The 26,061-nt window shown below is 65.8% G+C and carries 26 protein-coding genes and 1 tRNA gene; 12 read left to right on the top strand and 15 right to left on the bottom strand.

The window, feature by feature from the left end:
• Window positions 1–2: 2 nt before the first annotated feature.
• Together gph and HUK65_RS00130 are read right to left on the bottom strand one after the other, a co-directional pair.
• Complete coding sequence (gene gph / locus HUK65_RS00135; protein ID WP_179904090.1) at window positions 3–662, bottom strand: phosphoglycolate phosphatase; 660 nt, start codon at window positions 660–662, stop codon at window positions 3–5.
• Between the two features lie 3 nt (window positions 663–665).
• Complete coding sequence (locus tag HUK65_RS00130; RefSeq protein ID WP_179904089.1) at window positions 666–1,439, bottom strand: alpha/beta fold hydrolase; 774 nt, start codon at window positions 1,437–1,439, stop codon at window positions 666–668.
• Window positions 1,440–1,522: 83 nt separating this feature from the next.
• Here HUK65_RS00130 and HUK65_RS00125 point away from each other — a divergent pair, with 83 nt between their 5' ends.
• Window positions 1,523–1,891, top strand: a complete 369-nt coding sequence (locus tag HUK65_RS00125; RefSeq protein ID WP_179904088.1) for a hypothetical protein — start codon at window positions 1,523–1,525, stop codon at window positions 1,889–1,891.
• A 147-nt stretch (window positions 1,892–2,038) separates the two neighbouring features.
• Here the strand turns inward: HUK65_RS00125 and HUK65_RS00120 are convergent, their stop codons facing one another.
• The 4 genes from HUK65_RS00120 to HUK65_RS00105 all read right to left on the bottom strand — a co-directional run bounded on the left by HUK65_RS00120 (window position 2,039) and on the right by HUK65_RS00105 (window position 6,905).
• The gene (locus tag HUK65_RS00120) at window positions 2,039–2,782 is read right to left on the bottom strand and encodes a 1-(5-phosphoribosyl)-5-[(5-phosphoribosylamino)methylideneamino] imidazole-4-carboxamide isomerase (protein ID WP_179904087.1); all 744 of its coding nucleotides are present in this window, start codon (window positions 2,780–2,782) and stop codon (window positions 2,039–2,041) included.
• Between the two features lie 115 nt (window positions 2,783–2,897).
• Window positions 2,898–5,141, bottom strand: a complete 2,244-nt coding sequence (gene ptsP, locus HUK65_RS00115; protein ID WP_179904086.1) for a phosphoenolpyruvate--protein phosphotransferase — start codon at window positions 5,139–5,141, stop codon at window positions 2,898–2,900.
• A 33-nt stretch (window positions 5,142–5,174) separates the two neighbouring features.
• Complete coding sequence (locus HUK65_RS00110) at window positions 5,175–6,434, bottom strand: aspartate kinase (RefSeq protein ID WP_179904085.1); 1,260 nt, start codon at window positions 6,432–6,434, stop codon at window positions 5,175–5,177.
• Window positions 6,435–6,524: 90 nt separating this feature from the next.
• Complete coding sequence (locus HUK65_RS00105) at window positions 6,525–6,905, bottom strand: HIT domain-containing protein (RefSeq protein ID WP_179904084.1); 381 nt, start codon at window positions 6,903–6,905, stop codon at window positions 6,525–6,527.
• Between the two features lie 100 nt (window positions 6,906–7,005).
• Here HUK65_RS00105 and HUK65_RS00100 point away from each other — a divergent pair, with 100 nt between their 5' ends.
• The gene (locus HUK65_RS00100; RefSeq protein ID WP_179904083.1) at window positions 7,006–7,536 is read left to right on the top strand and encodes a CIA30 family protein; all 531 of its coding nucleotides are present in this window, start codon (window positions 7,006–7,008) and stop codon (window positions 7,534–7,536) included.
• On the opposite strand, the gene xth is transcribed toward HUK65_RS00100, so the two are convergent.
• The 4 genes from xth to HUK65_RS00080 all read right to left on the bottom strand — a co-directional run bounded on the left by xth (window position 7,518) and on the right by HUK65_RS00080 (window position 12,447).
• Window positions 7,518–8,342, bottom strand: coding sequence for an exodeoxyribonuclease III (gene xth, locus HUK65_RS00095; protein ID WP_179904082.1), 825 nt, complete (start codon window positions 8,340–8,342; stop codon window positions 7,518–7,520). The genes HUK65_RS00100 and xth overlap by 19 nt on opposite strands.
• 10 nt (window positions 8,343–8,352) lie before the next feature.
• Window positions 8,353–9,618: a lytic murein transglycosylase gene (locus HUK65_RS00090; protein WP_179904081.1), complete on the bottom strand. Its 1,266-nt coding sequence runs from the start codon at window positions 9,616–9,618 to the stop codon at window positions 8,353–8,355.
• Window positions 9,619–9,733: 115 nt separating this feature from the next.
• Window positions 9,734–11,131, bottom strand: a complete 1,398-nt coding sequence (locus HUK65_RS00085; protein ID WP_179904080.1) for a helix-turn-helix domain-containing protein — start codon at window positions 11,129–11,131, stop codon at window positions 9,734–9,736.
• Between the two features lie 74 nt (window positions 11,132–11,205).
• Window positions 11,206–12,447 (bottom strand): multidrug effflux MFS transporter, encoded by a 1,242-nt coding sequence (locus HUK65_RS00080; protein ID WP_179904079.1) that lies wholly within the window; start codon window positions 12,445–12,447, stop codon window positions 11,206–11,208.
• A gap of 186 nt (window positions 12,448–12,633) precedes the next feature.
• On the opposite strand from HUK65_RS00080, the gene hpaR reads away from it, so the two are divergent.
• A complete protein-coding gene (gene hpaR, locus HUK65_RS00075; protein ID WP_179904078.1) occupies window positions 12,634–13,140 on the top strand; it encodes a homoprotocatechuate degradation operon regulator HpaR in 507 nt (168 codons plus the stop codon).
• A gap of 89 nt (window positions 13,141–13,229) precedes the next feature.
• Here hpaR and HUK65_RS00070 read toward each other — a convergent pair whose 3' ends face one another.
• Window positions 13,230–13,535, bottom strand: coding sequence for a putative quinol monooxygenase (locus tag HUK65_RS00070; protein ID WP_179904077.1), 306 nt, complete (start codon window positions 13,533–13,535; stop codon window positions 13,230–13,232).
• A gap of 246 nt (window positions 13,536–13,781) precedes the next feature.
• On the opposite strand from HUK65_RS00070, the gene HUK65_RS00065 reads away from it, so the two are divergent.
• A complete protein-coding gene (locus HUK65_RS00065) occupies window positions 13,782–14,216 on the top strand; it encodes a CBS domain-containing protein (RefSeq protein ID WP_179904076.1) in 435 nt (144 codons plus the stop codon).
• Between the two features lie 69 nt (window positions 14,217–14,285).
• The gene (gene coaD / locus HUK65_RS00060) at window positions 14,286–14,777 is read left to right on the top strand and encodes a pantetheine-phosphate adenylyltransferase (RefSeq protein WP_179904075.1); all 492 of its coding nucleotides are present in this window, start codon (window positions 14,286–14,288) and stop codon (window positions 14,775–14,777) included.
• Between the two features lie 28 nt (window positions 14,778–14,805).
• Here the strand turns inward: coaD and HUK65_RS00055 are convergent, their stop codons facing one another.
• Both HUK65_RS00055 and HUK65_RS00050 read right to left on the bottom strand, forming a co-directional pair.
• Window positions 14,806–14,970 (bottom strand): hypothetical protein, encoded by a 165-nt coding sequence (locus HUK65_RS00055; protein WP_179904074.1) that lies wholly within the window; start codon window positions 14,968–14,970, stop codon window positions 14,806–14,808.
• Between the two features lie 185 nt (window positions 14,971–15,155).
• The gene (locus HUK65_RS00050; protein WP_179904073.1) at window positions 15,156–15,743 is read right to left on the bottom strand and encodes a retropepsin-like aspartic protease family protein; all 588 of its coding nucleotides are present in this window, start codon (window positions 15,741–15,743) and stop codon (window positions 15,156–15,158) included.
• Window positions 15,744–15,878: 135 nt separating this feature from the next.
• Between HUK65_RS00050 and pepN the strand changes: the two genes are divergently transcribed.
• A complete protein-coding gene (pepN, locus tag HUK65_RS00045) occupies window positions 15,879–18,446 on the top strand; it encodes an aminopeptidase N (RefSeq protein WP_179904072.1) in 2,568 nt (855 codons plus the stop codon).
• 3 nt (window positions 18,447–18,449) lie between these two features.
• Here the strand turns inward: pepN and HUK65_RS00040 are convergent, their stop codons facing one another.
• Window positions 18,450–18,923, bottom strand: a complete 474-nt coding sequence (locus HUK65_RS00040; protein ID WP_179904071.1) for an RrF2 family transcriptional regulator — start codon at window positions 18,921–18,923, stop codon at window positions 18,450–18,452.
• Between the two features lie 236 nt (window positions 18,924–19,159).
• Between HUK65_RS00040 and HUK65_RS00035 the strand changes: the two genes are divergently transcribed.
• Complete coding sequence (locus tag HUK65_RS00035; RefSeq protein WP_179904070.1) at window positions 19,160–20,479, top strand: NAD(P)/FAD-dependent oxidoreductase; 1,320 nt, start codon at window positions 19,160–19,162, stop codon at window positions 20,477–20,479.
• A gap of 109 nt (window positions 20,480–20,588) precedes the next feature.
• Entirely contained in the window at window positions 20,589–20,945 is a 357-nt protein-coding gene (locus HUK65_RS00030; RefSeq protein WP_179904069.1) for a DUF5368 domain-containing protein, read from the top strand.
• A 4-nt stretch (window positions 20,946–20,949) separates the two neighbouring features.
• On the opposite strand, the gene HUK65_RS00025 is transcribed toward HUK65_RS00030, so the two are convergent.
• Entirely contained in the window at window positions 20,950–21,294 is a 345-nt protein-coding gene (locus HUK65_RS00025; protein WP_179904068.1) for an MmcQ/YjbR family DNA-binding protein, read from the bottom strand.
• A gap of 217 nt (window positions 21,295–21,511) precedes the next feature.
• Here HUK65_RS00025 and cysS point away from each other — a divergent pair, with 217 nt between their 5' ends.
• The 4 genes from cysS (at window position 21,512) to HUK65_RS00005 (ending at window position 25,810) form a co-directional block, all read left to right on the top strand.
• The gene (gene cysS, locus HUK65_RS00020) at window positions 21,512–23,167 is read left to right on the top strand and encodes a cysteine--tRNA ligase (RefSeq protein ID WP_179904067.1); all 1,656 of its coding nucleotides are present in this window, start codon (window positions 21,512–21,514) and stop codon (window positions 23,165–23,167) included.
• Entirely contained in the window at window positions 23,164–24,792 is a 1,629-nt protein-coding gene (gene cimA, locus HUK65_RS00015; protein WP_179904066.1) for a citramalate synthase, read from the top strand. Before cysS ends, cimA begins: the two co-directional genes overlap by 4 nt.
• A 98-nt stretch (window positions 24,793–24,890) precedes the next feature.
• Window positions 24,891–25,664: a squalene/phytoene synthase family protein gene (locus HUK65_RS00010; protein ID WP_179904065.1), complete on the top strand. Its 774-nt coding sequence runs from the start codon at window positions 24,891–24,893 to the stop codon at window positions 25,662–25,664.
• 56 nt (window positions 25,665–25,720) lie between these two features.
• Window positions 25,721–25,810: transfer RNA gene (locus tag HUK65_RS00005), tRNA-Ser, on the top strand.
• The last annotated feature ends 251 nt before the right edge of the window (window positions 25,811–26,061 follow it).

The following is a 26,061-nucleotide window of genomic DNA, read 5'->3' as shown; positions in this document are numbered from 1 at the left end:
GTTCAGGACCGCGCCAGCAAGTCCTCGGCCAGGGCGGGAAGGGTGCTGAAATCGGAGAACGTGGCCGCGTGGGGGATCGCCTCCAGCGGGCTGTGGCGATAGCCTTCGGTAAACAGCGCGAAGGGCAGCGATGCGGCCTGGGCGGTGGCGGCGTCGACCTCGGAATCGCCGACATAGACCGCGCGGTCGCTGCCCAGTTCGCGCAGCACATGCCGCAGAGGCGCCGGATCCGGTTTGCGTACGGCCAGCGTATCCCCGCCGACCACGGCCCTGAAATACTGGTCCAGGCCGAAATGCGCCAGCACCGATCGCGCGGGGCCCATGGGTTTGTTGGTGCATAGGCCCAGCGCCCATCCAGCATGGCGCAGCTCTTCCAGCGCGACCTCAACGGCCGGGAAAACGCGGGTCAGGTCATGGGCATGTTCGTAGATGGCGATGAATTCGGCCTCGAGCGTGTCGATATTCCGGGGGGCGGGATCAAGGCCCGTGGCGTCGGCCATGCGTTCGACGAAGACGCGCGCACCACTGCCGATGAAGCCGCGGGTCTGCTCCAGCGTCAGCGGGTCGATCCCGCGCCGGGCCAGCACGGTATTGGCCGTGGCGCGGATGTCCGGGGCGCTGTCCAGCAACGTGCCGTCCAGGTCGAAGACAATGGTTTTCATGGATTATCCTTCTGTCGGCAGGGCGGCGCGCAGGACGGCCTCGAATTCGCGGGGTTTGTCGGCATGCAGCCAGTGCCCGGCGCCGGGGATGCGGGCGAAACGCGCTGCGGGGAACAGGGCGCGGATGGGGGCGCGGTGTTCAGGGCGGATATAGTCGGACGCGGCGCCGGACAGAAACAGGGTCGGCCCAGTATACTGCCCGTCGATCTCGGGCCAGCCGATGATGCGGTCCATTTCGGCCTGCAACACGTCCAGGTTCAGCCGCCAGCGCGGCGGGTCTGCGCGCAGGTCCAGCGATTGCAGCAGGAAGGCGCGGACAGAGCGCTCTGGCACGCGGGCGCCAAGACGCTGGTCAGCCTCGGAGCGCGTGTGGATACCCTGCAGGTCCAGATCGCGCATGGCCTCGATCAGCGGGGACTGGGAATGGCCGTAGCGGGCGGGGGCGATATCGGCCACCACCAGGCGATTCACCAGCCCCGGGCGGTTCAGGGCCAGCATCATGGCGGCCTTGCCGCCCATGGAGTGGCCCACCACATCCGCCCGCCCGCCTGCATCGGCGATGACCTGCGCCAGATCGGCGGCCATCTCGTCATAGCCGTGGCTGTCCGCCCAGGGGCTGGCGCCGTGGTTTCGCATGTCCACGGCCAGGACGGTGCGCGTATCCGACAGCCGTTTGGCAATGGCGCCCCAGTTGCGCGCCGAACCGAACAGCCCGTGCACGATCAGCAGCGGGACCGCAGTGTCTGCGTTGCCGTGGCGGATGACATTGAGTTGCATGGCGCCCTCCGGTCGTCAGGGCAGGTTGAGCCCCGGGCTTCGGCGCAGTAATACGGACCCTGCCACTGGGGGCAAGGGGAAGCATGCAGCCATCGACCGCCGATCAGATCGCCGAGGTTGCAGATATGCTGCGCCGCGAATACCGGGTGGAGGGCGAGACCCTGGCCGCGATGCTGCCCGCCTGTCGCCGTCGGTTGCCGCGGGCGTTGCGCCGGGAGGCCGATTTTCTGGCCGAACATGAGGGCATGGCCCGGCATCCGAAGCTGAGCCGCCAGCTGGATCATGCCGGTATGCTGCGCGCCTGTGACGCGTTACAGGGGCATTTGCGCGGTATCGGGCGCCGTCGGCGCAGGGGGGACCTGGCACTGGCCATCGCAGGTAGCCTTGCCTTTGCGTTGCTGGCGGTTCTGGTGCTGCTGGTGATCGTCCTGCGCTGGCGGGGGTTCATCTGATCAGCGCCTGGTTGCGGGGGTGTATTTGCCCTGACCGCGAAGCCTTTGAATTGACGCGGGCCCCCCGCCCACCCTGCGCGCCGACGGCGGGCGCACAGGGCAGGTGCTTTCTGGCGGGTGGTGTCTGGTTCGGCTCCTTGGCGCGGTTCAGATGAAATCGGCGGTTCGTGCCGTGGGGGCGCTGGCGACTGCCAGCGCCTCGGCCAGGTCGATCTGGCGGCGGAACAGGGCGCGGCCGACCATGGCGCCCGCAACCTTGCCAGCGTATTTCAGGCGGCTGATGTCATCCAGCCCGCGCACCATGCCGCTGGCCAGCACCGGATGCCGGGTGCTGGCGGCTACACGGTGCACCAGGCTGAGCGTGGCATCGGTGTCGCCCACATCGGCGTCGATATCGGTAAGCGACAGCGCGGCAAGGGGGCTGTCTTCGAAATGCGAGATGAAGGCCTCGGGTTCGAAGGCGCTGGTTTCGCGCCAGCCCTGGCTCATTACATGGCCCTGATAGACGTCCACGGCCAGCACCACGGCGTCGGGGTGGAACTTGGCGGTTTCGGTCACGATCGAGGGATTGAGCACCGCCGCCGTGCCGATGACCACCCGCGCGGCGCCCAGGTCCAGCCATTCGGCGGCACGCTCACGCGTGCGGATGCCGCCTGCAACCTGAACCGAGATCGGTGTTTCGCGGATGATCCGCTCGATCAGTTCGCGGTTGCTGTCGTCGCCGGTGATGGCGTCGAAATCGGTCACCTGCATCAATGTGGCGCCGGTTTCCGCAAATTCGGCGGCCTTGGCCAGCGGGTCAACGTGCCAGATTTCAGGCTCATCCAGGCGCCCGCGATGGAGCGACACGCAGCGCCCGCCCTGCAATTCGATGATTGGACAGATTATCATTTCCGTGACCCCCCTCGGTGCGGAACTTCCGCCATGGATGTATCGCTTCTGGCGCTGCGGGCAGCGTTCGCCTGCGACCCGGTTGCGCCGGGAAACGACACTGCCGCGATCCCCGTCAGCCCAGCTTTGACGCGTAGTCCAGCACCGCCGGGCGCGCGCTTTCCAGGCCGCGGGCCTGGGCGTGTTCGATCACCGCGCGAAGCTCCTCCAGATGCGCCTTGCGCAGCAGGGATTTCACCGGGCCGATGGAGGCGGGGCGCATGGACAGGGTGCGCATGCCGATTGCCGCAAGCGCGATCGCATCCAGAGGGCGGCCGGCATCCTCGCCGCAGAAGGACAGTGGCGTTCCGGCTTCGGCGCAGCGCGCGACAATCAACTGCAGAAAGGCGATGAAACTGGTGCTGAGCGTGTCATAGCGGCGCCGGACCAGCTCGTTCTCGCGGTCGGCGGCAAAGAAGAACTGCTTGAGGTCATTCCCGCCGATGGAGACAAAATCCACCCGGTTGAAGAAATCTGCAGGCGCGAAGGCCAGGCTGGGCGTTTCCAGCATCACCCCGGCCTGGACGCGTTCGGGCAGGCGATGGCCGAGGCGATCCTCGCGATCCAGTTCGCGTTGCAGCGCGTCGCGGGCGGCGTCGAATTCGCTCATCTGCGCGACAAGGGGGAACATGACGGTAAGCGGACGCCCTGCTGCGGCGCGGATCAGCGCCTGAAGCTGCATCCGCAGCACGCCGGATTTGTCCAGCCCCACGCGGATCGCGCGCCAGCCCATGGCGGGGTTGGGCTCGTTCGGGCGTTTCATGTAGGGCATCACCTTGTCCGAACCGATGTCCAGCGTGCGGAAGGCCACGTTGCGCTCTCCGGCGGCGTCCATCACCCGGGCGTAAAGGGCTGCCAGTTCCGAGCGTTTGGGCACGGTGTTGCGAATCAGGAATTGCAGCTCGGTGCGGAACAGGCCCACGCCTTCGGCACCGGACCCGGCAAGCGAGGGGAGATCCGCCATCAGTCCGGCGTTCATCTGCAGCGCAATGCGGGCCCCGCAGCGGGCTTCGGCGGGCAGGTCACGCAGGCTGGCGTAGCGTTCCTGCGCCTTGGCCTGCATGGCCATCTTGTCACGGAATGCGGCGGCAATGCTGTCCTCGGGGCGCAGATGCACGGTGCCTTCGGTGCCGTCGACCATGATATGGTCGCCGTTCAGGGCCTCGGTGGTGATGCGCGGCACGTTGATCACCAGCGGAATCGCCAGGGCGCGCGCCACGATTGTGGCATGGCTGCCCACGGCGCCTTCTTCCAGCACGATCCCGCGCAGCTTGCGCCCGTAATCCAGCAATTCCCCGGGGCCGATGTTGCGCGCCACCAGGATCGGGCGTTCGGGCAATTCGGCGCCGGTGTCATTGCCCTGACCGGTCAGCAGGCGCAGCAGGCGGTTGGACAGGTCATCAAGATCATGCAGCCGGTCACGCAGATAGGCGTCCGGCACGGTCTCCAGCCGCGCACGGGCCGTGGATTGCTCCTTTTCCACCGCCGCTTCGGCGGAAAGCCCGCGCAGGATGTCCTCTTCCATGCGTTTCAGCCAGCCGCGGGAATGGGCGAACATGCGGTAGGTCTGCAGCACCTCCATATGGTCCTTGTCGGTGGTGCGCGCCATGCGCAGCAGATCATCCACCGACACACGCAGCTTGCCCACCGCATCGCGCAGCCGCTCGATCTCGGCGGCCGAATCGTCATTGACCAGGTTGGTCACGGCCACGCGCGGCTCATGCAGCCAGACATGCCCTTCGGCCACGCCTTCCTGTGCGCAGACCCCGCGCAGCAGGGCCGGGTGCTGATGCAGCGGCGCCAGCGCGGCGCCTTCGCCGACAAAGGCGCCAAGCTCGGCCATCTCGGCCAGCACCATGGCCACGACTTCCAGCGCATAGACCTCATCTTCGGAAAAGACGCGGGCATCCTTTGACTGGACCACCAGCACGCCCAGACGTTCCCCCAGCCGCTGGATGGGCACGCCCAGGAAGGAGCTGAACACCTCTTCGCCGGTTTCGGGCATGAAGCGGAAGCCGCGCTCGGACGGGGCGTTGGGGGTGTTGATCGGGCGCGTGCTGCGGGCAACGCGCCCCACAAGCCCTTCGCCCAGCTTCAGGCGGGTCTGGTGCACGGCCTCGGGGTTCAGCCCTTCGGTGGCGCAGAGTTCCAGCGTCTGCGCATCGCGGAACAGATAGACCGAACAGACCTCGGTCTGCATGGAATCGGCGATGATGGTGGTGATGCGGTCCAGCCGTTCCTGCCCCGCGCCGCCATCGGCCAGGGCATCACGCAGGCGCCGGAGCAGCCTGCGGCTGTCGGATTCGGTGCGATGGGGCATGGCCCTCCTGGTTCCGCATCAGGTGGCGGCGGTTCAGCCCGCCTTGTCCAGATCGAAGGCATCATGCAGGGCCTGCACCGCCAATTCCATATATTTCCTGTCAATCAGCACGGAAATCTTTATCTCGGAGGTTGCAATCACCTTGATGTTCACCCCGTCAGCGGCGAGTGCTGCAAACATGCGCGCGGCGACCCCGGCATGGCTGCGCATCCCGATCCCCACGACCGAGACCTTCGAGACCTCGGTATCCACTTCCAGCTTGTCATACTTGATCTCGCCACGGTCGCGGGCGGCTTCCAGCGCCTTTTGCGCGCGGGCCACCTGGTCGGTGGGGCAGGAGAATGTCATGTCCGTGACCTCGCGCGGGTCCTGGCCCTGGGCTTCCTCGGAGATGTTCTGGACGATCATGTCCACATTCACCCCCGCTTCGGCCAGTGGGCCGAAGATGGCGGCGGCGATGCCGGGGCGGTCTTCGACCGTGACCAGCGTCAGCTTGGCTTCATCGCGGCTATGCGCCACGCCCGAGACGACTTTCGATTCCATGATCTCATCCTCATCGCAAACCAGCGTGCCGGAGGTTTCATCCGTATCCTCGAACGAGGACAGCACCCGCAACCGCACCTTGTAGCGCATGGCCAGTTCCACCGACCGGGTCTGCAGCACCTTGGCGCCCAGGCTGGCCAGTTCCAGCATTTCCTCGAAGCTGATGCGCTCCAGCTTGCGGGCACGCGCGGAAATGCGCGGGTCGGTGGTGTAGATGCCGTCCACATCGGTGTAGATATCGCAGCGGATGGCCTCGAACGCGGCGGCAAAGGCGACGGCGGTGGTGTCCGACCCGCCACGGCCGAGGGTGGTGATCCGGCCTTCGGGGCTGAGGCCCTGAAAGCCCGCGATCACCGCCACGCGGAAGCCTTCGGTGAATTTGGCGTCGATGGCGGCGCGGTCGATCCCTTCGATCCGCGCGGCGCCATGGGCGCTGGTGGTGCGGATCGGCACCTGCCAACCCTGCCAGGACCGCGCGGGCACGTCCATTTCCTGCAGCGTCAGCGCCATCAGCCCGGCGGTCACATTCTCGCCGGAACTGACCACCGCATCATATTCGCGCGCGTCATACATGGGCGAGGTTTCGTTGACCCATCCCACCAACTCGTTGGTGCGCCCCGCCATGGCCGAAACGATGACAATCACATCATGGCCGCGCGCGACCTCGGCCCGGACCTTTGCGGCCGCCGCCCGGATGCGGGTCAGGTCCGCGACCGAGGTGCCGCCGAATTTCATCACCAGAATCGGCATGGACCCACCTTCGCGCTGCCGCCTCAATCGGCCCGCGTGATAGGGCAGGGCGGGCGCGCGCGCAAGGGGCGGGCGCGGCTCAGTCGGGGCTCACTCGGGCCGGATCATCCAGCCCAGCGGGCGCCCTGCCAGCACATGGACATGCAGATGCGGCACCTCCTGCACCCCATCCCGCCCCGCGTTCGAGATCAGCCGATACCCCGCGCCATCCGCGCCCGGGGCGGCGCCCACCATCTGCGCCACCTGTCCCACGGCGCGGGTAAAATCGGCCAGTTCGGCGTCCGTGGCGTCAGCGGCGAAATGATCCCAAGTCACATAGGCGCCCTTGGGGATCACCAGCACATGATCGGGCGTCTTGGGCGCGATATCACGAAAGGCCAGGGAATGGTCCGTTTCCAGCACCTTGTCGCAGGGGATTTCCCCGCGCAGGATCTTGGCAAAGATGTTTTGCGGGTCATAGGCATAGGCCATGGGGGGTCTCCGTCTTTGGTTGTGGAGACTGTGCCCGGCGGGGGCGGCGGGTGCAAGGGGCGGGGTTGAACGCCGGCGTGGGCGGGATAAGGTCAGGGGCATGACCAAGGCGGCGGAACTGATTGATGATTTGCGCCATCCCGCGCCCCGGGCTGCGAACGGGCAGGCGTGGGAGCTGGTCTCGGACCGGGTGATGGGCGGGGTTTCGGGCGGCGTGCTGGAGCGCGCGGTGGTCGCCGGGCGCCCCGCGCTGCGGCTGCGCGGGACGGTCAGGTTGGAAAACAACGGCGGCTTCCTGCAATGCGCGCTGGATCTGGGGCCACAGGGCGCGGCGGTGGATGCCAGCGGGTGGCAGGGCGTGGCGCTCACCGTCTGCGGCAATGGCGAGGACTACAACCTGCACCTGCGCAGCACCGATCTGGACCGCCCCTGGCAATCCTTTCGCCACAGTTTCACCGCCGCGCCCCGGTGGCAGCGCCTGCATCTGCCCTTTGCCGATTTCACCGCGCACCGGACGGACCAGCCGCTGCGCCCCGCGCGGCTGCGGCGGCTGGGGCTGGTGGCCATTGGCCGCGCGTTCGAGGCTGACCTGGCCGTGGCCGATATCCGGTTCTACGCTGCGGAGGGGTAATCCGCCAGTTCCGCCCAGACCGGCACATGGTCCGAAGGTTTCTCGCCCGCGCGCACCTCGGCGTCGATGGCGCAGTCCAGCAGGCGGTCGGCGGCCTGGGGTGTCAGCAGGATATGGTCAATGCGGATGCCGTTGTTGTTTTCAAACGCGCGGGCCTGATAATCCCAGAAGCTGTAATGCCCCGGGCCGCGGGTGCGGGCGCGGAAGGCCTCGGTCAGGCCCAGATGCATGATCCGGCGAAAGGCGGCGCGCGATTCGGGGCGAAACAGGGCATCCTCGCGCCAGCTATCGGGTTTGGCCGCGTCCTCGGCCTGGGGGATGATGTTGAAATCGCCCAGGATGACGGCGGCTTCTTCGGCGGCCAGCAGCGCGGCCACGCGGGCCTCCAGCCGTGCCATCCAGCCGAGCTTATAGGCGTATTTGCCCCCTGCCACCGGGGTGCCAGCTGCGTCCAGCTCCACCGGGTTGCCGTTGGGCAGGTACAGGCCGCAGACCCGCAGCGCGCCGCTGCCGGTGCTGACCGTAGCCTCGATCCAGCGGGCCTGGGTGTCATCATTGTCACCGGGCAACCCGCGCGAGACATCCTCCAGCGGCAGTTTCGACAGGATCGCCACCCCGTTGAAACCCTTTTGCCCGTGAGTTTCCAGGTTATAGCCGCGCTCCTCGATCAACTCGCGCGGGAAGGTTTCATCGGTGGATTTGATTTCCTGCAACACGGCCACATCCGGCTGGGCTTCGTCCAGCCAGCGGGTCAGGGCACCGGCGCGGGCCTTGATCCCGTTGATGTTGAAGGTAGCGATCTTCATGGGTGGGCCCTCATCCGCGTCCGCGCAGCATGTCCAGCATCGCGCGCGACGGCTCGCCGGTCTGCGACAGTCCGCGCGCGCGCTGGAAGTCGCGGATGGCGCGTTCCGTGTTCGGCCCCAGCACGCCATCGGCGCCCCCGGTGTCAAAACCTGCGGCGGTCAGGCGGCGCTGCAGGTCCATGCGATCATCCTGCGTCAGGCCGAAACGGTCCGGCGGGAAGGGCGTGCGCAGCGGGCCGCCACCACGGATACGGTCGGCCAGATAGCCCACGCCGATCACGTAACTCTCGGAATTGTTGTAGCGGGTGATGGTGGTGAAATTGGCGAAGGTCATGAAGGCGGGCGTGCCAACACCCATGGGCGCGATGATCGAGGCCGGGCCGTGATCGGGCAAGGCGCTGCCATCGGCGCGCACCACCCCCATGCCAGCCCAGTCAGAGCGCGAGCGGGTGCTGGAGCGCCCCAGCGCGCTGGTGGGGAAACCTTCAGGCAGGCGGACCTCGAACCCCCAGGGTTGGCCGCGCCGCCAGCCCATGCGCGACAGATACGCCGCCGCCGAGGCCAGCGCATCGGTGGGGTCATCCGACCAGATATCGCGCTGCCCGGTGCCGCGGAAATCCACCGCGTATTCGGCAAAGGTGGTGGGGATGAACTGCGTGTGCCCCATGGCGCCGGCCCAGCTTCCGACCATGTTGGCGGGCGAGGTGTCGCCGTTCTGGATGATCCGCAACGCCGCCATGAGCTGGTTTTCGAACATCTGCCCGCGCCGCCCGTCAAAGGCCAGCGTCGCCGTGGCCGAGATCACGGGGATATCGCCGCGTCGCTGGCCATAGCGGCTTTCCACGCCCCAGATCGCGGCGATGATGTGGGATTCGACACCATAGCGCGATTCGATTTCCGACAGCAGGCTGGCGTGTTGGCGCGCGGCGGCGCGGCCTTCGCTTACCCGCGCCTCCGAGGCGACGAGCGCCAGGTAGTCCTCCAGCGTGCGGCGAAACTCGGCCTGGTTGCGGTCCCGTTCGATCACGCCGGGCAGATAGCCTGCGCTGGACAGGGCGCGGTCCAGCGTGGCCTCGGATATGCCGCGCGACCGCGCGCGGGGGCGGAACGCGGCCAGCCAGGCGTCGAAGGCGGGGTTGGGAACGGGGCGCATGGCGGGATCCTCGGCGCGGCGGGTGGTGGCGGGCAGGACCCCGCCCATGCAGCCCGCCAGAAGGGCCGCGGCCATGCCCAGCCCGGTCGCGCGCCGTGTGATGTGAAACGTCTTTGCCTGCATTGTGGCGGCTCCTGCTGCTCGTGCCTGCCGTTTTGGGGGATCATACCTGAATGGATGGATGCGGCAAGGGCATGTGGGCGCATCAAGGCACGGGTTGGCCCGCCGCGGGCGTGGTTCAGCGCGTGATCTCATAGGGCAGCAGCCCCCGGTGGTTGTGATCGACGCTGATCTGCCGCTCCAGCGGCGGGACCGAGCGTTGGTGGCAATCGGCCCGCTCACAAATGCGGCAGGAGATGCCAATGGGCTCGAACGCCTGGGGGCGGGTCAGGTCCATGTCATCGGCATAGACCAGCGCCTCGGCCCAGGCGATTTCGCAGCCCAGCCCGATGGCATAGCGCCGCACGGGGGCATGAAAGGCACCGCCGGGCTTGGTCACGGCGCGGGCCAGGCAGAAGTAGCGCACGCCGTCCGGGGTTTCGGCCAGTTGGCGCAGGAACCGGCCCGGCGTTTCAAAGGCGCGGTGCACGTTCCACAGCGGGCAGGCGCCGCCAAAGCGCGCGAATTGCAGCCGCGTGGCGGAATGGCGCTTGGTGATGGTGCCCGCCTGATCCACGCGGACAAAGAAGAACGGCACCCCCTTGGCGCCCGGGCGCTGCAGGGTGGACAGCCGGTGCGCTACCTGTTCGATCGAGGCGCCGAAACGGTCGGCCAGTTGCTCCAGGTCATGGCGGGTGTCCTGCGCGGCGCGCAGGAAGGCCGTATAGGGCATCAGCGCCGCCCCGGCGAAGTAATTGGCCAGGCCGATCTTGGCGATGGCACGGGCGGCATCATTGTGGAACCGCGCCAGGTCCAGCGTGGCCTCCAGCAGGTCATTCTGGGCGATCAGCGCCAGTTGGTGCAGCACCTGAAACCGCTGGGTCGGGCGGGCGGCGCGGGTGGACAGGCGCAGTTCCTGCCGATCGGAATTGTAGCTGCGCAAGGGCGCATCGGCGCTGTTGGCAATGCTGACGCCCATCCCGCGCAGCCGTTCAAGGGCGCGGTCCAGAATGTCTCCGCTGCCATGGGTGGCGAAGCGTTCGGCTGCGCGGTCCACGGCATCGATATAGTTGTCACAGTAATGGAAGAAATCGCGCACCTCCTCCCAGGGCGAGGCGCGCAGGGTGGAGCCTTCGCGGCCCAGCGCCTCATCAAGTGAGGCCAGGCGTTCATGGCTTTGGCGATAGGCCCGGTGCAGGTCCAGAAAGGCGCGGGCAAAGCCCGGGGCATTGGCGGCCACCAGCCGCAGATCGGCCGGGGCGGGCAGGGTGGCGGCGAAGAGCGGATCGGCCAGGGCCTCGCGCAGGTCGCTGACCAGCCGCTCGCTGTCGCCGGCCGAAAGCTCGGTCACATCCATGCCGAATTCGCGCGCAAGCGCCAGCACCACCGCCGTGGACAGCGGGCGGTTGTTGTTCTCCATCTGGTTCAGATAGGGCAGCGAAATGCCCAGCCGCGCGGCGAATTCCTTTTGCGTCAGCGCAAGCTGGGTGCGGGTTTCGCGCAGCTTTGCGCCGGCATAGAGCTTCTTGGGGGGCATGGCGGGGGCCGAGTTTGAAAACACCTGCGCGAAGCTTTGCAAACTCTGTCGGCCAAGGTCAACCGCCCTCGATGTCAGCCGCCCAGTTGCCGCCCCCGCCGGATCACATAGACAATCGCCACCACCGACAGCGCGGTTGTGATCAGCAGCAGCGCCAGCAGGGGTGCGGCGCCGGTTTCCGGTGTCAGCAGCGCGCCCGCCAGCGCCGAAAGCGCCGCGCCGCCGCCGATCATGATCGCCCCGCCGATCCCGCTGGCCGTTCCGGCCAGATGCGGGCGCACCGACATCATCCCCGAGGTGGCATTGGGCAGCACCATGCCATTGCCGAGGCCCACAAAGACAAAGAAGCCGAAGAATACGCCCGGACTCTGAAAGCCCAGGGCGAACAGCGCCACCATCACTGACACCCCGCCCATGCAGATCAGGCAGCCAAGAAGCACCATCCGGTCCACGCCGACATGGATGGAGTAGCGCCCCGCAACGAAGTTGCCGATGGCATAGCCAATGGCCGGGGCGCCAAAGAAGATCCCCAGCGTGGCCGGTGACATGCCAAACACCACCGACCCCACAAAGGGCGCCCCGCCCAGATAGGCAAAGAACGCCCCCGAGGCCAGGGTCGCGGTGATGCAATACCCCCAGAACCGGCGCGAGGTCATCAGCTCTGGCAGTTCCGCGAATTGCGCGCGCATGCCGCCGGTGCCGCGGGGCTTGGTCTCGCCCAGATCGGCCCAGGTCAGCGCCAGCACGCCCATGCCTGCCAGCAGCATCAGCATGAAACTGCCGCGCCAGCCAAAGGCCTCGTCCAGCAGCCCGCCCACGGCCGGGGCCGCCATGGGCACCAGCGCCATGCCCATGGTCACATAGCCGATGCGCGAGGCTGCGGCGGCCTCGTCCATCACATCGCGGATGGCGGCCCGGCTGAGCACGATGGCCGACACCACCACCGCCTGCAGCATCCGGAACAGCAGGAAGATCACCGCATTGGTCGCCAGCAACGTGCCCAGTGTGGCCAGAACGAACACGCCCAAAGACCACAGCAGCACGGGCCTGCGCCCGAACCGGTCCGAAATGGGGCCGATCAGGATCTGGATCACCGCGTTGACCGCCAGATACAGCGATACCGACAGCTGCATCACCCGGTAATCGGTGCCAAAATAGGCGGCCATCGACGGCAGCGAGGGCAGGAACACATTCATCGCCAGTGCCGCCAGCCCCGCCAGCAGGACCAGCGTGATGACATGAGGCGGGCTGGTGCGATCCAGGAACCGGCTTGAGGCCGGCGCCAAAGGCGCGGCTGTGGCATCGCTTGGGGGCATGCGGAATCCAGTTGGCTTTATTTCACAAGTGTAATGCAATCACGGGCACTGTCCAGCCCAAAGCGCGGCCGGGCGCGGGGCGGCGGATAACAGCCGGTTGCGGCGAAATCGCCACCTTATCGCTTTCATTTGAAACAATGCGGCACGAGTGCTAGGGTCCGGTCGAAACAGACCCAAGGCGACCGGATGACATCTGACCTGAACCCCGCCCTGCGCCGTTTCGACCAGTCTCTGCCGATCGCGCTCCTGCGCGCGCGGGAGGCCAGCACCCGCCTGTTCAAGCCGCATATCGATCACCATGACCTGACCATGCCGCAATGGCGGGTGATCCGTGCCCTGGCCGATGCCGGGCCGCTGGACGCCAAGACCGTGGCCGAATGCTGCGTGATCCTGCCGCCGTCACTGACGCGCATCTTTCGCACGCTGACCGCCAAGGGGCTGACCCGGGCGGTGCCGTCCGAGGATGCCCGCCGCCACATGCTGGAACTGACCGAGGCGGGGCGCGCGGTGTTCGAGGATGTGGTCAAGACCTCGGAAGCCACCTACGCCGAACTGGAGGAGGCGTTTGGCCGCGACCGGATGCAGACGCTGCTGGATCTGCTCAATGACCTGCGCGACACGGTGCAGCAGATGCCGCCCACCGCCGATACGCCCACAATCGAACCGCCCGCGCCGCGCCGCGCTGCGGGCTGATGCGCACCACCCGAGATGCGTTGCGCGCGGACGGCTTGGAGCCCCTGACAGGCCCGGCCCGCATTCTCATCAGTCCGTGTTGCAGCAGGTCACTCCAGCCCGGATAGGTCATAGTCGCGGGGGATGCCCGCTGTTGCGCTCCACCATGAGGACGCACGGGTTCGCTTCTGGTGAAATTCGAAAGCTGCCTTGTCGAGGAAACATTCCTCCACATGCCAGATCAAGGGGTCATCCGACTGGACCACATTGAAGGAAACGCAACCCGGTTCGGCTCTCGTAAGGTGAAGATGCTCAGGAAGGTGAGCTTGCACAAGCGCAACATCGCGCGCTGATCGGCAAATCAGACGGCCCGTCAGACGCACATGCCCGGCCTCCGTGTTGATCTTGTCAGCCATTGAAGGATGCCTTTTGCATGATGGGCCGCATGCTGGCACGGATAACGGGCGGCAGCAATGTCCCGCATCGCGGCCTGTCGGTGCCGAAGCGCAAAGGCGCGCGCCCCGTTGATCCTGCCTGGACACCAGGGCGCCCGCAGGGCAGGGCTACGCGCCAGGAATGCTTGACAGACCCCGTCCCTTGGTTGACGCTTTGATCAGGAGGCTTCTGGGCGCCATCGGTCCAGCCTGCGCGAGGAGGAAAGCATGCTTGTCAGCCAGATCATCAAATCCAAGCCCGAGGGTGGTGTGATCACCATCCGCCCCGGCAGCACCTTGGCCGATGCCGCCGCCCTGCTGTCGAAGCAGCGCATCGGCGCCGTGGTGGTCTCGCCCGATGGTGCGACCGTCGCCGGTATCCTGTCCGAACGGGACATCGTGCGTGAACTGGGCAAGCGCGGGCCGGATTGCATGGCCGATACGGTGGACAGCATCATGACCCGCAATGTCTATGGCTGCAAACCCGCTGACAGTGCCGACCTGATCCTGCAGACCATGACCGCGAAACGCTTCCGCCATATCCCGGTGATGGAGGGCGAGAAGATGATCGCGCTCATCTCCATCGGCGATGTGGTCGCCGCGCGCCTGTCCGAGCTGCAGCTGGAAAAGGATGCCCTGACCGGGATGATCATGGGCTACTGAAAACGCATCGCCTCTTGCATCTGCGGGCGCAATATTGTTGCGTGCGCTGGCCGTGAAGAGGAGGGCAGCATGCGCATCGGGCTTTACCCGGGAACGTTCGACCCGTTGACCATGGGCCATGTGGATATCATCAGCCGCGCCAGTCGGCTGGTGGACCGGCTGGTGATCGGGGTGGCAATCAACCGTGACAAGGGGCCGCTGTTCTCGCTGGAGGAACGGGTGGCCATGATCGAACAGGAATCCGCGGCGCTGAGTGAAAGCACCGGGGTCGAGATCATCGCCCACCCGTTCGAAAACCTGTTGATCGACTGTGCCCATGATGTCGGCGCACAGGTCATAATCCGTGGCCTGCGCGCGGTAACGGATTTCGAATACGAATACCAGATGGTCGGCATGAACCGCGCGCTGGATGATTCGGTTGAAACCGTGTTCCTCATGGCCGAGGCCCGCCACCAGGCCATTGCGTCCAAGCTGGTCAAGGAAATCGCCCGCCTGAAGGGGGATGTGCGCAAGTTCGTGCCGCCCGGCGTGCACAAGGCCCTGATGGAAAAGCTGGGCTGAGCCTCAAGGACGCCCGCGCGCCGAGAGGTCAGCCTCCGTAGACGGCGCGCGCGGCGATCTTTTCGGCATCGCCCGGATACAGGTCCAGATCGATAGCGGTGGCAAGCGGCATGTTGCGCAATTCGGTGACTGTGCGCCGGTAAGCGGCCCGCTTGCGCAGGCGGTCCTGGATCTGTGCAAGGATCGTGGTCATGGCAGGCTCCTTTGTGTCATCAACTTCGGATGCCCCAAAGATGGGCCGTGCTGCAGCGCAGCACAACGCCCATGCGCGAAAGGCCGGGTTGCAGCAGCTGCATATGTTTGCGCAAACATCCCCCGCTCGGTGCACTGGGGCAGCCTTGGCAAGGCGGGGGGAGGGCGGCGTTGGGGCGTGACCGCTCAGCGGGTCAGGATCAGCCGACCGCTGGCAATCTCGATCCGCGCGAACCGCTCCAGATAGCCCATGCCCAGAAGCGACATGTCCAGCTCGCCCTGATTGACAAAGGCTGAAACGCGCTGGTCCTCGATCCGCAGATCGCCCTCGGCCAGGACCACCTGATCCAGCGACACCCGCGCAATGGGCACCACGCCATTGGCGGTCCGGGCCTGCCCCAGATAGGCCAGCGAGTCCGGGTCCAGCCCGGCCGCCGCCGCATCCCGCTGGCTGAGCACCAGATCCGTCGCCCCGGTATCGACCACGAAGCGCACAGGCGTCTGGTTGACCTCCAGCGTCAGGTAATAATGCCCGTCCCGCGCCCGCGGGATGCTGATCTGCCCCTCGCCGGTCACCAGGGCCGCGCTGCGGTCGGGAAAGGCATCCTGCCACAACCCGTAGGCGGCCACGACGCCGATGAAGATCAACCCCCACAGCACCGCATGGCGCAGCATGGTGCTCAGGCCTTCGCGGCTGCTGATCAGCAGATACGCCAGCAACGCGCCGCCCAGCAGCGTGAGGTAGAAGATGCTGGCAATGTCACCGCCCTGCATGGCCCGGCTCCTGATCTTGCTGACTGATCCATATGTAGGCGCGCGGATACCCCCTGTCACCCTGCGCCGCGCGCGGCCTTTGCCTTCGGGCGAAATCCGGTCTAGGTCTGGCCCATATCAACCCCGAGGAACGCCATGAAGGACAGCCAGCCCCAGCCCGTGCATCTGAAGGATTATACCGCCCCGCCCTGGCTGGTGGAGCAGGTGACGCTGACCTTCCGCCTGGACCCGCAGGCCACGCGCGTGCTTTCACGCGTGCGCTTTCGCCCCAACCCCGATGCCGCCCCGGGCCAGGACCTGCGGCTGGATGGCGAGGGGCTGCGGCTGGTTGGCGCGGCCATCGACGGTGCGCCGGTCGATCTGACCCCCGATGCCACCGGCCTGACTCTGTCCGCCGCCATGCTGCCCGCCGCCGCCTTCGACTGGGAGGCCGAGGTCGAGATCGCCCCCAAGACCAATACCGCGCTGGAGGGCCTCTATATGTCGCGCGGCATGTATTGTACTCAATGCGAGGCCGAGGGCTTTCGCCGCATCACCTTCTACCCTGACCGCCCCGATGTGATGGCACCGTTCCGGGTGCGCGTCGAAAGCGACCTGCCGGTGCTGCTGTCCAACGGCAACCCTGTGGCCAGCGGGCCGGGCTGGGCCGAATGGGATGATCCGCACCCGAAACCCAGCTATCTGTTCGCGCTGGTGGCGGGCGATCTGGTGGCGACCTCGGACCGGTTTGTTACGTCCGAGGGGCGCGACGTGGCGCTTTACATCTGGGTGCGCAAGGGCGATGAGCACCGCACCGCCTATGCGATGGATGCGCTCAAACGCTCCATGCGCTGGGATGAGGAGGTCTATGGCCTGGCCTATGATCTGGATGTGTTCAACATCGTCGCCGTCGATGACTTCAACATGGGCGCGATGGAGAACAAGGGCCTCAACATCTTCAACTCGCGCTACGTTCTGGCCGATCCCGAAAGCGCCACCGACGCCGATTTCGCCAATATCGAACGCATCATCGCGCATGAGTATTTCCACAACTGGACCGGCAACCGCATCACCTGCCGCGACTGGTTTCAGCTTTCGCTCAAAGAGGGGCTGACGGTCTTTCGCGACCAGCAGTTCATGGCCGACATGCGCTCGGCGCCCGTCCAGCGTATCGGCGATGTGCTGACGCTGCGCGCGCGGCAATTCCGCGAGGATGCCGGGCCGCTCGCCCACCCGGTCCAGCCCGCCAGCTACGTTGAGATCAACAATTTCTACACCGCCACCGTCTATGAAAAAGGGGCGGAGCTGATCCGGATGCTGCATCTGCTGGTGGGGCCTGAAGGCTATGCCAAGGCGCTGAAGCTGTATTTCGCGCGCCATGACGGGCAGGCGGCCACCATCGACGACTGGGTGGCGGTGTTTCAGGATGCCACCGGGCGGGACCTGTCGCAATTCCGCCGCTGGTATGAACAGGCGGGCACGCCCCGGCTGAAGGTTCAGGAGGAGTGGGACGGCAGCACCCTGACGCTGCGGCTTGCGCAGCACACCCCGCCCACGCCCGGCCAGCCCGATAAGGCGCCGCTGCTGATCCCCGTGGCCATGGGCCTCATTGGCGCCGATGGCGCCGAAGTGGTGCCGACGCAGGTGCTGGAACTGTCGCAGCCTGAACAGAGCTTCCGGTTCGAGGGGCTGGCGGCGCGCCCGGCGGTGTCGCTGCTGCGCGGCGCCTCGGCCCCGGTGATCGTCGAACACCGGCTGGAGGGCGAAACCCGCGCCCATCTGCTGGCCCATGACACCGACCCCGTGGCCCGCTGGGAAGCCGGGCATGATCTGGCCCGCGACATCCTGCACGCCATGATCCTGAATGGCGCGCGGCCCGGGCCGGAATACCTCTCGTCGCTGGACAGGCTGTTGCGCGATGAGGCGCTGGATCCGGCCTTTCGTGCCTTTGCCCTGGGCCTGCCGGGGCAGGAGGATCTGGCGCAATCGCTGTTCGAGGCCGGCCACACCCCCGACCCCGAGGCCATCCGCACCGCCCGCGAAACCCTGATGCAGGCCATGGCCGAGGCGCTGGCCGATCCCCTCGCCACGACCTTTGCCGCCATGGACACCCCCGGCCCCTATAGCCCCGATGCCGCCGCCGCTGGCCGCCGCGCGCTGCGCCTGCGGGCGCTGTCGCTGCTGACCCGGCTGGACGGGGGCGCCCGCGCGCAGGCGCTGTTTGCCGATGCCGACAACATGACCGAGGCGCTGGGCGCCTGGGGCGCGCTGCTGTCCGTCGGCGCAGGGCAGGAGGAAACGGCGCGGTTCTATCGCCGCTGGAAGGGTGACCGGCTGGTGCTGGACAAATGGTTTACCCAGCAGGTCCTCCATGCAGCCCCGGATGCCGCTGCCGATGTGGCCACAGCCCTGGCCGCGCATCCGGATTTCGACGTGAAGAACCCCAACCGCTTCCGGTCGGTGGTGGGGGCGCTGGCGATGAACCCGGCGGGGTTCCACCATGCCTCGGGCGCCGGATACCGGTTCCTGGCCGACTGGCTGATCCGGCTGGACGGGCTGAACCCGCAGGCCGCCGCGCGCCAGTCCACCGCGTTTGAAACCTGGCGCCGCTATGGCCCTGAGCGTCAGGCGCTGATCCGGGCCGAGTTGGAGCGCATCCGCGCGCATCCGCAACTGAGCCGCGACATGGGCGAGATGGTGGGCCGGATGCTTGATGGGGCCTGACGCTCAGGCAGGGGTGAGCGCGCGGCAGGACAGCTGCGCCTGCACCTTGTCCAGCGACAGGATGGTGTCCAGCGCCGTGTTGCAATCGGTCAGGTCCGACAGCATGACCGGGTCCAGCGTGGCGTAAAATGCCTCGACCGCGCGGGCCAGATGCGCCCGCATCCGGCAGGCCGGGCGCAGGGGGCAACTGTTTTCGCTGCTGAAACATTCGATGAAGGGCATGTCGGACTCGAATGTGCGAAACACGGCGCCGACGCTGATCTGATTAGCGGGACGGGCCAGGTGAAAGCCGCCATGACGCCCGCGCAGCGTGGTGATGAACCCCGCATGGGCCAGCTGGTTTATGACCTGCGCCAGGTGGTTCTCGGACGCATTGACGGCTTCGGCGGCATCATGCTTGCGCACCACCCGCGTGTTGTTGACCGCGCTGAACATAAGTGTGCGCAGGGCAAGGTTGGTTCGCGTGGTCAGGCGCATCAGAGACTCCAATCCGATCGGTGGCGGTTCAGGGCATGGTGAAGCCTACCCCATGGTGCGCGCCGGGCATTGATCGAGGTCAAGGACCGGGCGCAAAGGTACATCCAATCTGCTGGAAACCCGGCATTGGCGTGCACGACATATAGTCGCATGCGAATGTTTTTGTTGATCTGAGTCATTGTGTATACTACGGCATATGTGAATATGTGAACGTTCTTGGGGATGGAGATCTTGACATGCGTGAGTTTACTGACCTGACAGCATCGCGCCGGGCGTTTCTGGGCCTGGCCGCCGGGGGGATAGCCATGGCTGCAGGGGCGGGGGCGGTGCAGGCCCGGCCGGTGCGGACAAATGCACGAATTCTGATTCTGGGCGCCGGGGCTGGCGGGGCGGCGATTGCAAACCGGCTTCTGTCACGGCTGGACGGGGCAGAGATCACTATTCTGGATGGGCGGTCGCAGCACTGGTATCAGCCGGGCTTTACCCTGATCGCCGCCGGTCTGCGCGGCGCGAATTACGCGGTCAGCGGCACCGGCGACTGGCTGCCCCGCGGCGTGAACTGGATCAACGAATACGCCGCCGGGATCGACCCCGAAAGCAACAGCGTCACCACCACCGGCGGGCAGCGGCTGGAGTATGACTATCTGATCGTTGCCACGGGCCTGACCCTGGATTGGGAGGCGATCGAAGGCTTCGATCTGTCGCTGGCCGGCCCCGATACCGGCATCTCCGCCCATTACGCCGGCCCCGATTACGCCGAAGCCAGCTGGCGGGCGCTGGACAAGTTCACCGATGCGGGTGGTGTGGGCCTGTTCGGCCGCCCCGCGACCGAGATGAAATGCGCTGGCGCCCCGGTGAAGATCTGCCTGCTGGCCGAAGACATCGCCACCACCAAGGGCAACCGGGATCGGTGCGAGTTCGTCTACAACGCGCAGGCGCCGAACCTGTTCGGGGTGCCGGTCATCCATCACCGCGTGCGCCAGATCATGGATGAGCGCGACATCACTTACCGCTACAGCCATGTGCTCAAGGCGATCGACCCGGGCGCGAAGACCGCGACCTACGCCACGCCCGAAGGCGATGTGACCGACAGCTGGGATTTCATCAATGTGGTGCCGCCGCAGCGTGCCCCGCAGGCGGTGCGGGAGTCCGGTCTGGCCTGGGCCGATCGCTGGACCGATCAGGGCTGGATCGAGGTGGACATGCAGACCCTGCGCCACGCGCGCTACCCGAATGTGTTTGGGATCGGCGACATCAACGGCGTGCCCAAAGGCAAGACCGCGGCCAGCGTGAAGTTCCATCTGCCGGTGGTCGAGGATCACCTGGTGTCCGAGATCGCGGGGCGCGAGGGGACGCGGATGTATGACGGCTATACCTCATGCCCGCTGATCACGCGCGTGGGCCGGGCGATGCTGGTGGAGTTCGATTACCAGGACAACCTGACGCCGTCCTTTCCGGGCGTCATTGCGCCGCTGGAGGAGTTGTGGATCTCCTGGCTGATGAAGGAAGTGGCGCTGAAGGCGACGTATAACGCCATGTTGCGCGGGCGTGCTTGAGGCGGCAGGGCAGGGGGGCTGTCTGCCCCCCGTCGCCCGTTCCGGGCGACTCCCCCCGAGGATATTTTGGCAAAGGTGAAGGGGGCGGCGGTGCCCCGAGGAGGATATGATGGAAGAGTTCAGTCTGCTGACCATGATCGCGGTGTTTGAGGAGATGTTCGGTATTGCGTTGTTCTGGATTATGGTGTCGGTGGCGGTGGTGATTACTGCGGCTTGGGTGTTCGTGCTGGTGCGGGACCGGTCGCTTTCCTTCCGCAAGTATCTGGTGGCGCAGTTGTCGATGCCGTTTGGAGCGGTGGCCGCCGTCTGGTTTGTGTTGTGGATCACCAATTCCGGGCTGGCGGATATTGGTGGGCCGATTGACTGGCTGGTGCTTCTGGGTGTGGCGGCGCTGGGCGCTGTTGGGCTGGGGATTCTGGTCTATGTTGTGCAGTCGTTGATGCGTGGGCGGCAGTCAGAGGTGTGAGTGACTATGGAGGCGGGGGCAGGGCGGCCTGCACCCGCTTCGGTAGCCCGGCACGGATGATCCGGTACGCTTCGGTCAACCGGTCGCAGAGTTCATCCGTGTCTGTGCCCCAGGGCAGGTGCACCCAACTGCGATGGAAATAGGGCGCGCGTTCGGCCCGGCCGAGGTCGATCAGCAGGGTGGCGGTTTCGATATCCGCACATTTGACTGACACGCCGGTGTCCATCGTGCCCACGACGGCGAACATCTTGCCGCCGATCTTCCAGGCATCATGTCCGCCGCCCCAAGGGTCCGAGACTTCGGCCCCCGGCAGGGTGGCGCAATGGGTGTTGACGATGGCACGGGTCATGGTGGCAGGGTGCCGGGCGCGCGCGTGACGGTCAAGCGGATTGGTGCTGGACAGGGGCGCGGGGGGCGTGCTAACGGCTGTGCCATGAGAACGCGCCGCTGCACCATCTGCATCTGCATTACCCGCTGACATTCGCGGCGGGCCGTCTCTGGTTGAACCTTTCCAAACCCGGACACTGACCCCGCCGCGCGCGTGAGCCGCTGGCCATGAGGGACCAATGACCGGGATCCGCCTGTACAACACCCGCACCCGCCGCAAGGAGGATTTTACGCCGCTCGACCCGTCGAATGTGCGCATGTATGTCTGCGGGCCCACGGTCTATGACCGCGCGCATCTGGGCAATGCGCGGCCGGTGGTGGTGTTCGACGTGCTGTTCCGGCTGTTGCGGCATGTCTATGGCGCGGATGCCGTGACCTATGTGCGCAACTTCACCGACGTGGATGACAAGATCAACGCCCGGGCGCGGGAGATGCAGGCGGGCGGCGACGGGCGTGACCTGAACGCCATCATCCGCGCGCTGACGGATCAGACCATCGGCTGGTATCACGCCGACATGGACGAGCTGAAGGCGCTGCGGCCCTCGGTGGAGCCGCGCGCGACCGAGTATATCGGCCAGATGGTGGGCATGATCGAGGGGTTGGTGGCCAAGGGCCATGCCTACGCCGCCGAGGGGCATGTGCTGTTCGATGTGCGGTCTTATCCCGAATACGGGCGGCTTTCGGGGCGGTCGGTGGATGACATGATCGCGGGCGCGCGGGTCGAGGTGGCGCCCTACAAGCGCGATCCGATGGATTTCGTGCTGTGGAAGCCCTCGGCGGCGGATGAGCCGGGGTGGGACTCGCCCTGGGGACGGGGGCGGCCGGGGTGGCATATCGAATGCTCGGCCATGGCGCATGAGTTGCTGGGGGAGAGCTTCGACATTCACGGCGGCGGCATTGACCTGCAATTCCCGCACCACGAAAATGAGATCGCGCAATCCTGCTGCGCCCACCCCGAGGGCGGATTCGCGCGGGTCTGGATGCATAACGAGATGGTGCAGGTCGACGGGAATAAGATGTCCAAGTCGCTGGGTAATTTTTTCACGGTTCGGGATCTGCTATCCTCGTATTATGACGATAATACTATTCGCTTTGCTGGATATTCCTTGCCGCCGGCGCAAGGTAAGCTTCGAAAGATAGATGGCTTGGCAATTCGTGCGGCTATACTCCTCGTTCACTACAGATCAAAATTAGATTTCAGTGTGCGGCTATTGGATGAGGCTGCAAGTTTCCGAAGGAAGATCACAGAATTCTTCCGAAACACAGACGTTGCGCAGAGGGATGATGGGTGTGTACCTGAAGCGGTCCATGCTGCTCTTTGCAATGATCTTGATACCAGATCAGCCCTCGTGGCCATAAGTGAAATTTGCAGCCAATCAAGTCATCCGGATCATGATAAGATACGAAGCTCACTAGTTTTACTCGGCTTCATGAAGTCTATTAAGGGCTCTTCGACAACCCTCAAGAGGGCAATTTCCCAGTTGGCGAACGCACTCGAGGGATTGCAGTCAACTGGGGTTGATACAAAAGGTTTTATTCATGAGTACCTAGGACCAGAATATTTCTCGAAATTCGAATTCGTTTCCTCGTTATTTGATAGTAAAGATGACAGCAATTTTGATATTCCGGCAGGGTTCGCTGGTGAGGTGGGAGAATTGTTTGAATTACATAGAGCTGGAAGGATGCAGCAAGTTCTTGACCTATTGGAGGCCCGTAAAGTCGCAAGGTCGACGAAGGATTTTAGGCGCTCAGATGAAATTAGAGATGAGCTTCAATCTTTGAATATTACTGTCCGTGACGGAAAGGACGGCCAAACATGGAGGTTGCTCAAATGACCCTCGAACGCCTCTTTCTCTACGACACCACGCTGCGCGACGGCCAGCAGACCCAGGGCGTCGCCTTCTCCACCGCCGACAAGCAGGCCATCGCGCAGATGCTCGACGGGCTGGGCGTCGACTATATCGAAGGCGGCTGGCCCGGCGCCAACCCCACCGACAGCGAGTTCTTCAACGCCCGGCCCGACACCCGCGCCACCTTCACCGCCTTTGGCATGACCAAGCGCGCAGGGCGCTCGGCGGCGAATGACGAGGTGCTGGCCGGGGTGCTGAACGCAGGGACCCCGGCGGTCTGCATCGTCGGCAAGACGCATGACTTCCATGTCACCACCGCGCTGGGCATCACGCTGGAGGAAAACTCCGAGAACATCGCCGCCTCCATCGCGCATCTGGTGGCCGAGGGGCGCGAGGCGCTGTTTGACGCCGAACATTTCTTCGACGGCTACAAGGCCAACCCGGACTATGCGCTGGGCTGCCTGCACGCCGCCCATGACGCGGGTGCGCGGTGGGTGGTGCTGTGCGACACCAACGGCGGCACGCTGCCTTCGGAGATCGGGCGGATCGTCTCCGAGGTCATCGCCGCCGGGATCCCCGGCGCGCGCCTTGGCATCCACACGCATGATGACACCGGCAACGCCGTGGCGGGCACGCTGGCGGCCATCGACGCGGGCGCGCGGCAGGTGCAGGGCACGCTCAATGGCTTGGGAGAGCGCTGCGGAAACGCGAACCTGACCACGTTGATCCCAACGCTGCTGCTGAAAGAGCCCTATGCCAGCCGCTACACCACCGGGGTGACCGAAGCGGGCCTTGCCGGGCTCACGCGGCTGTCGCGCAGGCTCGATGACATCCTCAACCGCGTGCCGCTGCGCAGCGCGCCCTATGTCGGCGCCTCGGCCTTTGCGCACAAGGCCGGGCTGCACGCCAGCGCGATCCTCAAGGACCCGTCCACCTACGAACATATCGACCCCGGCACGGTGGGCAACGCGCGTGTGATCCCCATGTCCAACCAGGCGGGGCAGTCGAACCTGCGCGCGCGGCTGGCCGATGCCGGGATCACGGTGGCCCCGGGCGATCCGGCGCTGGCGGCGATCCTCGATGAGGTGAAGGCGCGCGAGGATCGCGGCTATGCCTATGACGGCGCGCAGGCGAGCTTTGAGCTGGTGGCGCGCAAGGTGCTCAACCAGCTGCCGCGCTTTTTCGATGTGGAGCGCTCGCGCGTGATCTCGGAGCGCCGCCGCAACGCCATGGGCGCGCTGGTGGTGGAGTCCGAGGCCGTGGTGACGGTGTTGCTGTCGGACGGGACGCGCACCACCAATTACTACAAGAACGACAACGCCACCGATCTGCAGGACGCGGGGCCCTTCAACGCATTGTCGCGCGCGCTGTCACTGGACCTGGGCCCCTATCAGACCCATATCGACGGTATGCGGCTGGTGGATTTCAAGGTGCGGATCACGCAAGGCGGAACCGAGGCCGTGACCTGCGTCATCATCGATTCTACCGATGACGCGGGCAACAGCTGGTCCACCGTGGGCGTTTCAGCCAACCTGATCGATGCCGCGTTCGAGGCTTATCTGGATGCGATCACCTGGAAACTGATCCACGCCGGCGCCCGGCCGGTCTGATCCGCGCCGGATGCAACGAAAGGGCCGATGATCGACATGCGGGACGACAGCGCCACATTTGCCAGCCGTTTCCGCCATGGTCCGGCGATGGCGGGAACATGAGCCTGGAAGCCTGCGCCGAACTGGTCCGTTGCGGCGACCCGGACCGCTTCTTGGCGACCATGGCGGCGCCTCCGGCCATGCGCGACAGGCTCTGGCCGATCTACGCCGCCAATCTGGAAATCGCGCGCGCGCCCTTTGTGACCAAGGAGCCGCTGATCGCCGAAATGCGCCTGCAATTCTGGGCCGATACCGTGGCTGAGGCGATTGCGGGCAAGGCCGTGCGCAACCACGAGGTCGCCGCCCCCTTGGCCGAGGTGATCCGGCAGCATGACCTGCCACAGGCGCATTTCGATGCGCTGATCGCGGCGCGCAAGCGCGACATTTCGCGCGCACCATTCGCGGATACGGCGGCGCTGATGGACCATATGGACGCCACAGCCGGAAGCGTGATGCAGTTGGCGGCAAGGGTACTTGGCGCAGATGAAGCGGCCGTGCCGGTGGTCGCAGACATGGCGCGCGCTGCCGGGCTGGCGAACTGGCTGGGCGCGTTTCCGGCCCTGGAGGCGGCGGGGCAACCCCCTTTGCCGCAGGACTGTGCCGATCCGGCCCACCTGGCTGACCTGGGCCTGCACCACTTGCATCGCGCTCGCGCGGCGCGCTCGAAGGTCCCGAGCGATGCGGCGCCAGCCCTGCTGTCCGGCTGGCAAGCCGGCGCCGTCCTTCACCGCGCCGCCCGCTCGCCCGAGCGCGTGGCCAGGGGAACACTTGCCTCCCCCGAGTTCCATCGCCGTGGCACCCTGCTCTTCCGCGCCCTCCTGCGCCGCTGGTAGATCAGCCGAATACCGTCTTGCCATTCCCCGCCACTTCCCTGTAAGACCGCCCTGCCGGAGAGGTGGCCGAGTGGTCGAAGGCGCACGCCTGGAAAGCGTGTAGGCGGGAAACCGTCTCGCGGGTTCGAATCCCGCTCTCTCCGCCAATTCATCTCATTGCGATGCATACAAGCCTTTGATGTCGCTATATTATAGAAGTTTTCGCGGATATAGGCTCAATTATTGCTATACAAATTGCAATACAATCTGTGCTACAAGCTTCCCGAGGCACTGGGGACAGGCACATGGCAATCAGGACGCGCGACGGCTCGAAGAAGGGCACGCTCTACCTCTACAAGCGGGTGCCGAAGCGCTATGCGGCGGTTGAGCCGCGCAAGTTCGTCTGGGTAAGCCTGCA

The sequence above is a fragment of the Rhabdonatronobacter sediminivivens genome (assembly GCF_013415485.1).
In the GTDB taxonomy this organism is placed as follows: domain Bacteria; phylum Pseudomonadota; class Alphaproteobacteria; order Rhodobacterales; family Rhodobacteraceae; genus Rhabdonatronobacter; species Rhabdonatronobacter sediminivivens.
Note: the sequence above shows the minus strand (reverse complement) of the source record. Positions and strands in the feature narration are given on the sequence as shown.

Excerpts from the sequence above, each read along its gene's own strand:
- hpaR (WP_179904078.1), top strand. The coding sequence starts at position 12,634 with ATGACATCTGACCTGAACCCCGCCCTGCGCCGTTTCGACCAGTCTCTG.
- gph (WP_179904090.1), bottom strand. The coding sequence starts at position 662 with ATGAAAACCATTGTCTTCGACCTGGACGGCACGTTGCTGGACAGCGCC.
- HUK65_RS00035 (WP_179904070.1), top strand. The coding sequence starts at position 19,160 with ATGCGTGAGTTTACTGACCTGACAGCATCGCGCCGGGCGTTTCTGGGC.
- HUK65_RS00120 (WP_179904087.1), bottom strand. The coding sequence starts at position 2,782 with ATGATAATCTGTCCAATCATCGAATTGCAGGGCGGGCGCTGCGTGTCG.
- HUK65_RS00070 (WP_179904077.1), bottom strand. The coding sequence starts at position 13,535 with ATGGCTGACAAGATCAACACGGAGGCCGGGCATGTGCGTCTGACGGGC.
- HUK65_RS00100 (WP_179904083.1), top strand. The coding sequence starts at position 7,006 with ATGACCAAGGCGGCGGAACTGATTGATGATTTGCGCCATCCCGCGCCC.
- HUK65_RS00085 (WP_179904080.1), bottom strand. The coding sequence starts at position 11,131 with ATGCCCCCCAAGAAGCTCTATGCCGGCGCAAAGCTGCGCGAAACCCGC.
- HUK65_RS00090 (WP_179904081.1), bottom strand. The coding sequence starts at position 9,618 with ATGCAGGCAAAGACGTTTCACATCACACGGCGCGCGACCGGGCTGGGC.
- HUK65_RS00065 (WP_179904076.1), top strand. The coding sequence starts at position 13,782 with ATGCTTGTCAGCCAGATCATCAAATCCAAGCCCGAGGGTGGTGTGATC.
- HUK65_RS00110 (WP_179904085.1), bottom strand. The coding sequence starts at position 6,434 with ATGCCGATTCTGGTGATGAAATTCGGCGGCACCTCGGTCGCGGACCTG.
- coaD (WP_179904075.1), top strand. The coding sequence starts at position 14,286 with ATGCGCATCGGGCTTTACCCGGGAACGTTCGACCCGTTGACCATGGGC.
- xth (WP_179904082.1), bottom strand. The coding sequence starts at position 8,342 with ATGAAGATCGCTACCTTCAACATCAACGGGATCAAGGCCCGCGCCGGT.
- cimA (WP_179904066.1), top strand. The coding sequence starts at position 23,164 with ATGACCCTCGAACGCCTCTTTCTCTACGACACCACGCTGCGCGACGGC.
- HUK65_RS00105 (WP_179904084.1), bottom strand. The coding sequence starts at position 6,905 with ATGGCCTATGCCTATGACCCGCAAAACATCTTTGCCAAGATCCTGCGC.
- HUK65_RS00010 (WP_179904065.1), top strand. The coding sequence starts at position 24,891 with ATGAGCCTGGAAGCCTGCGCCGAACTGGTCCGTTGCGGCGACCCGGAC.
- HUK65_RS00050 (WP_179904073.1), bottom strand. The coding sequence starts at position 15,743 with ATGCAGGGCGGTGACATTGCCAGCATCTTCTACCTCACGCTGCTGGGC.
- HUK65_RS00040 (WP_179904071.1), bottom strand. The coding sequence starts at position 18,923 with ATGCGCCTGACCACGCGAACCAACCTTGCCCTGCGCACACTTATGTTC.
- HUK65_RS00125 (WP_179904088.1), top strand. The coding sequence starts at position 1,523 with ATGCAGCCATCGACCGCCGATCAGATCGCCGAGGTTGCAGATATGCTG.
- cysS (WP_179904067.1), top strand. The coding sequence starts at position 21,512 with ATGACCGGGATCCGCCTGTACAACACCCGCACCCGCCGCAAGGAGGAT.
- HUK65_RS00025 (WP_179904068.1), bottom strand. The coding sequence starts at position 21,294 with ATGACCCGTGCCATCGTCAACACCCATTGCGCCACCCTGCCGGGGGCC.
- ptsP (WP_179904086.1), bottom strand. The coding sequence starts at position 5,141 with ATGCCCCATCGCACCGAATCCGACAGCCGCAGGCTGCTCCGGCGCCTG.
- HUK65_RS00130 (WP_179904089.1), bottom strand. The coding sequence starts at position 1,439 with ATGCAACTCAATGTCATCCGCCACGGCAACGCAGACACTGCGGTCCCG.
- pepN (WP_179904072.1), top strand. The coding sequence starts at position 15,879 with ATGAAGGACAGCCAGCCCCAGCCCGTGCATCTGAAGGATTATACCGCC.
- HUK65_RS00030 (WP_179904069.1), top strand. The coding sequence starts at position 20,589 with ATGGAAGAGTTCAGTCTGCTGACCATGATCGCGGTGTTTGAGGAGATG.
- HUK65_RS00080 (WP_179904079.1), bottom strand. The coding sequence starts at position 12,447 with ATGCCCCCAAGCGATGCCACAGCCGCGCCTTTGGCGCCGGCCTCAAGC.
- HUK65_RS00055 (WP_179904074.1), bottom strand. The coding sequence starts at position 14,970 with ATGACCACGATCCTTGCACAGATCCAGGACCGCCTGCGCAAGCGGGCC.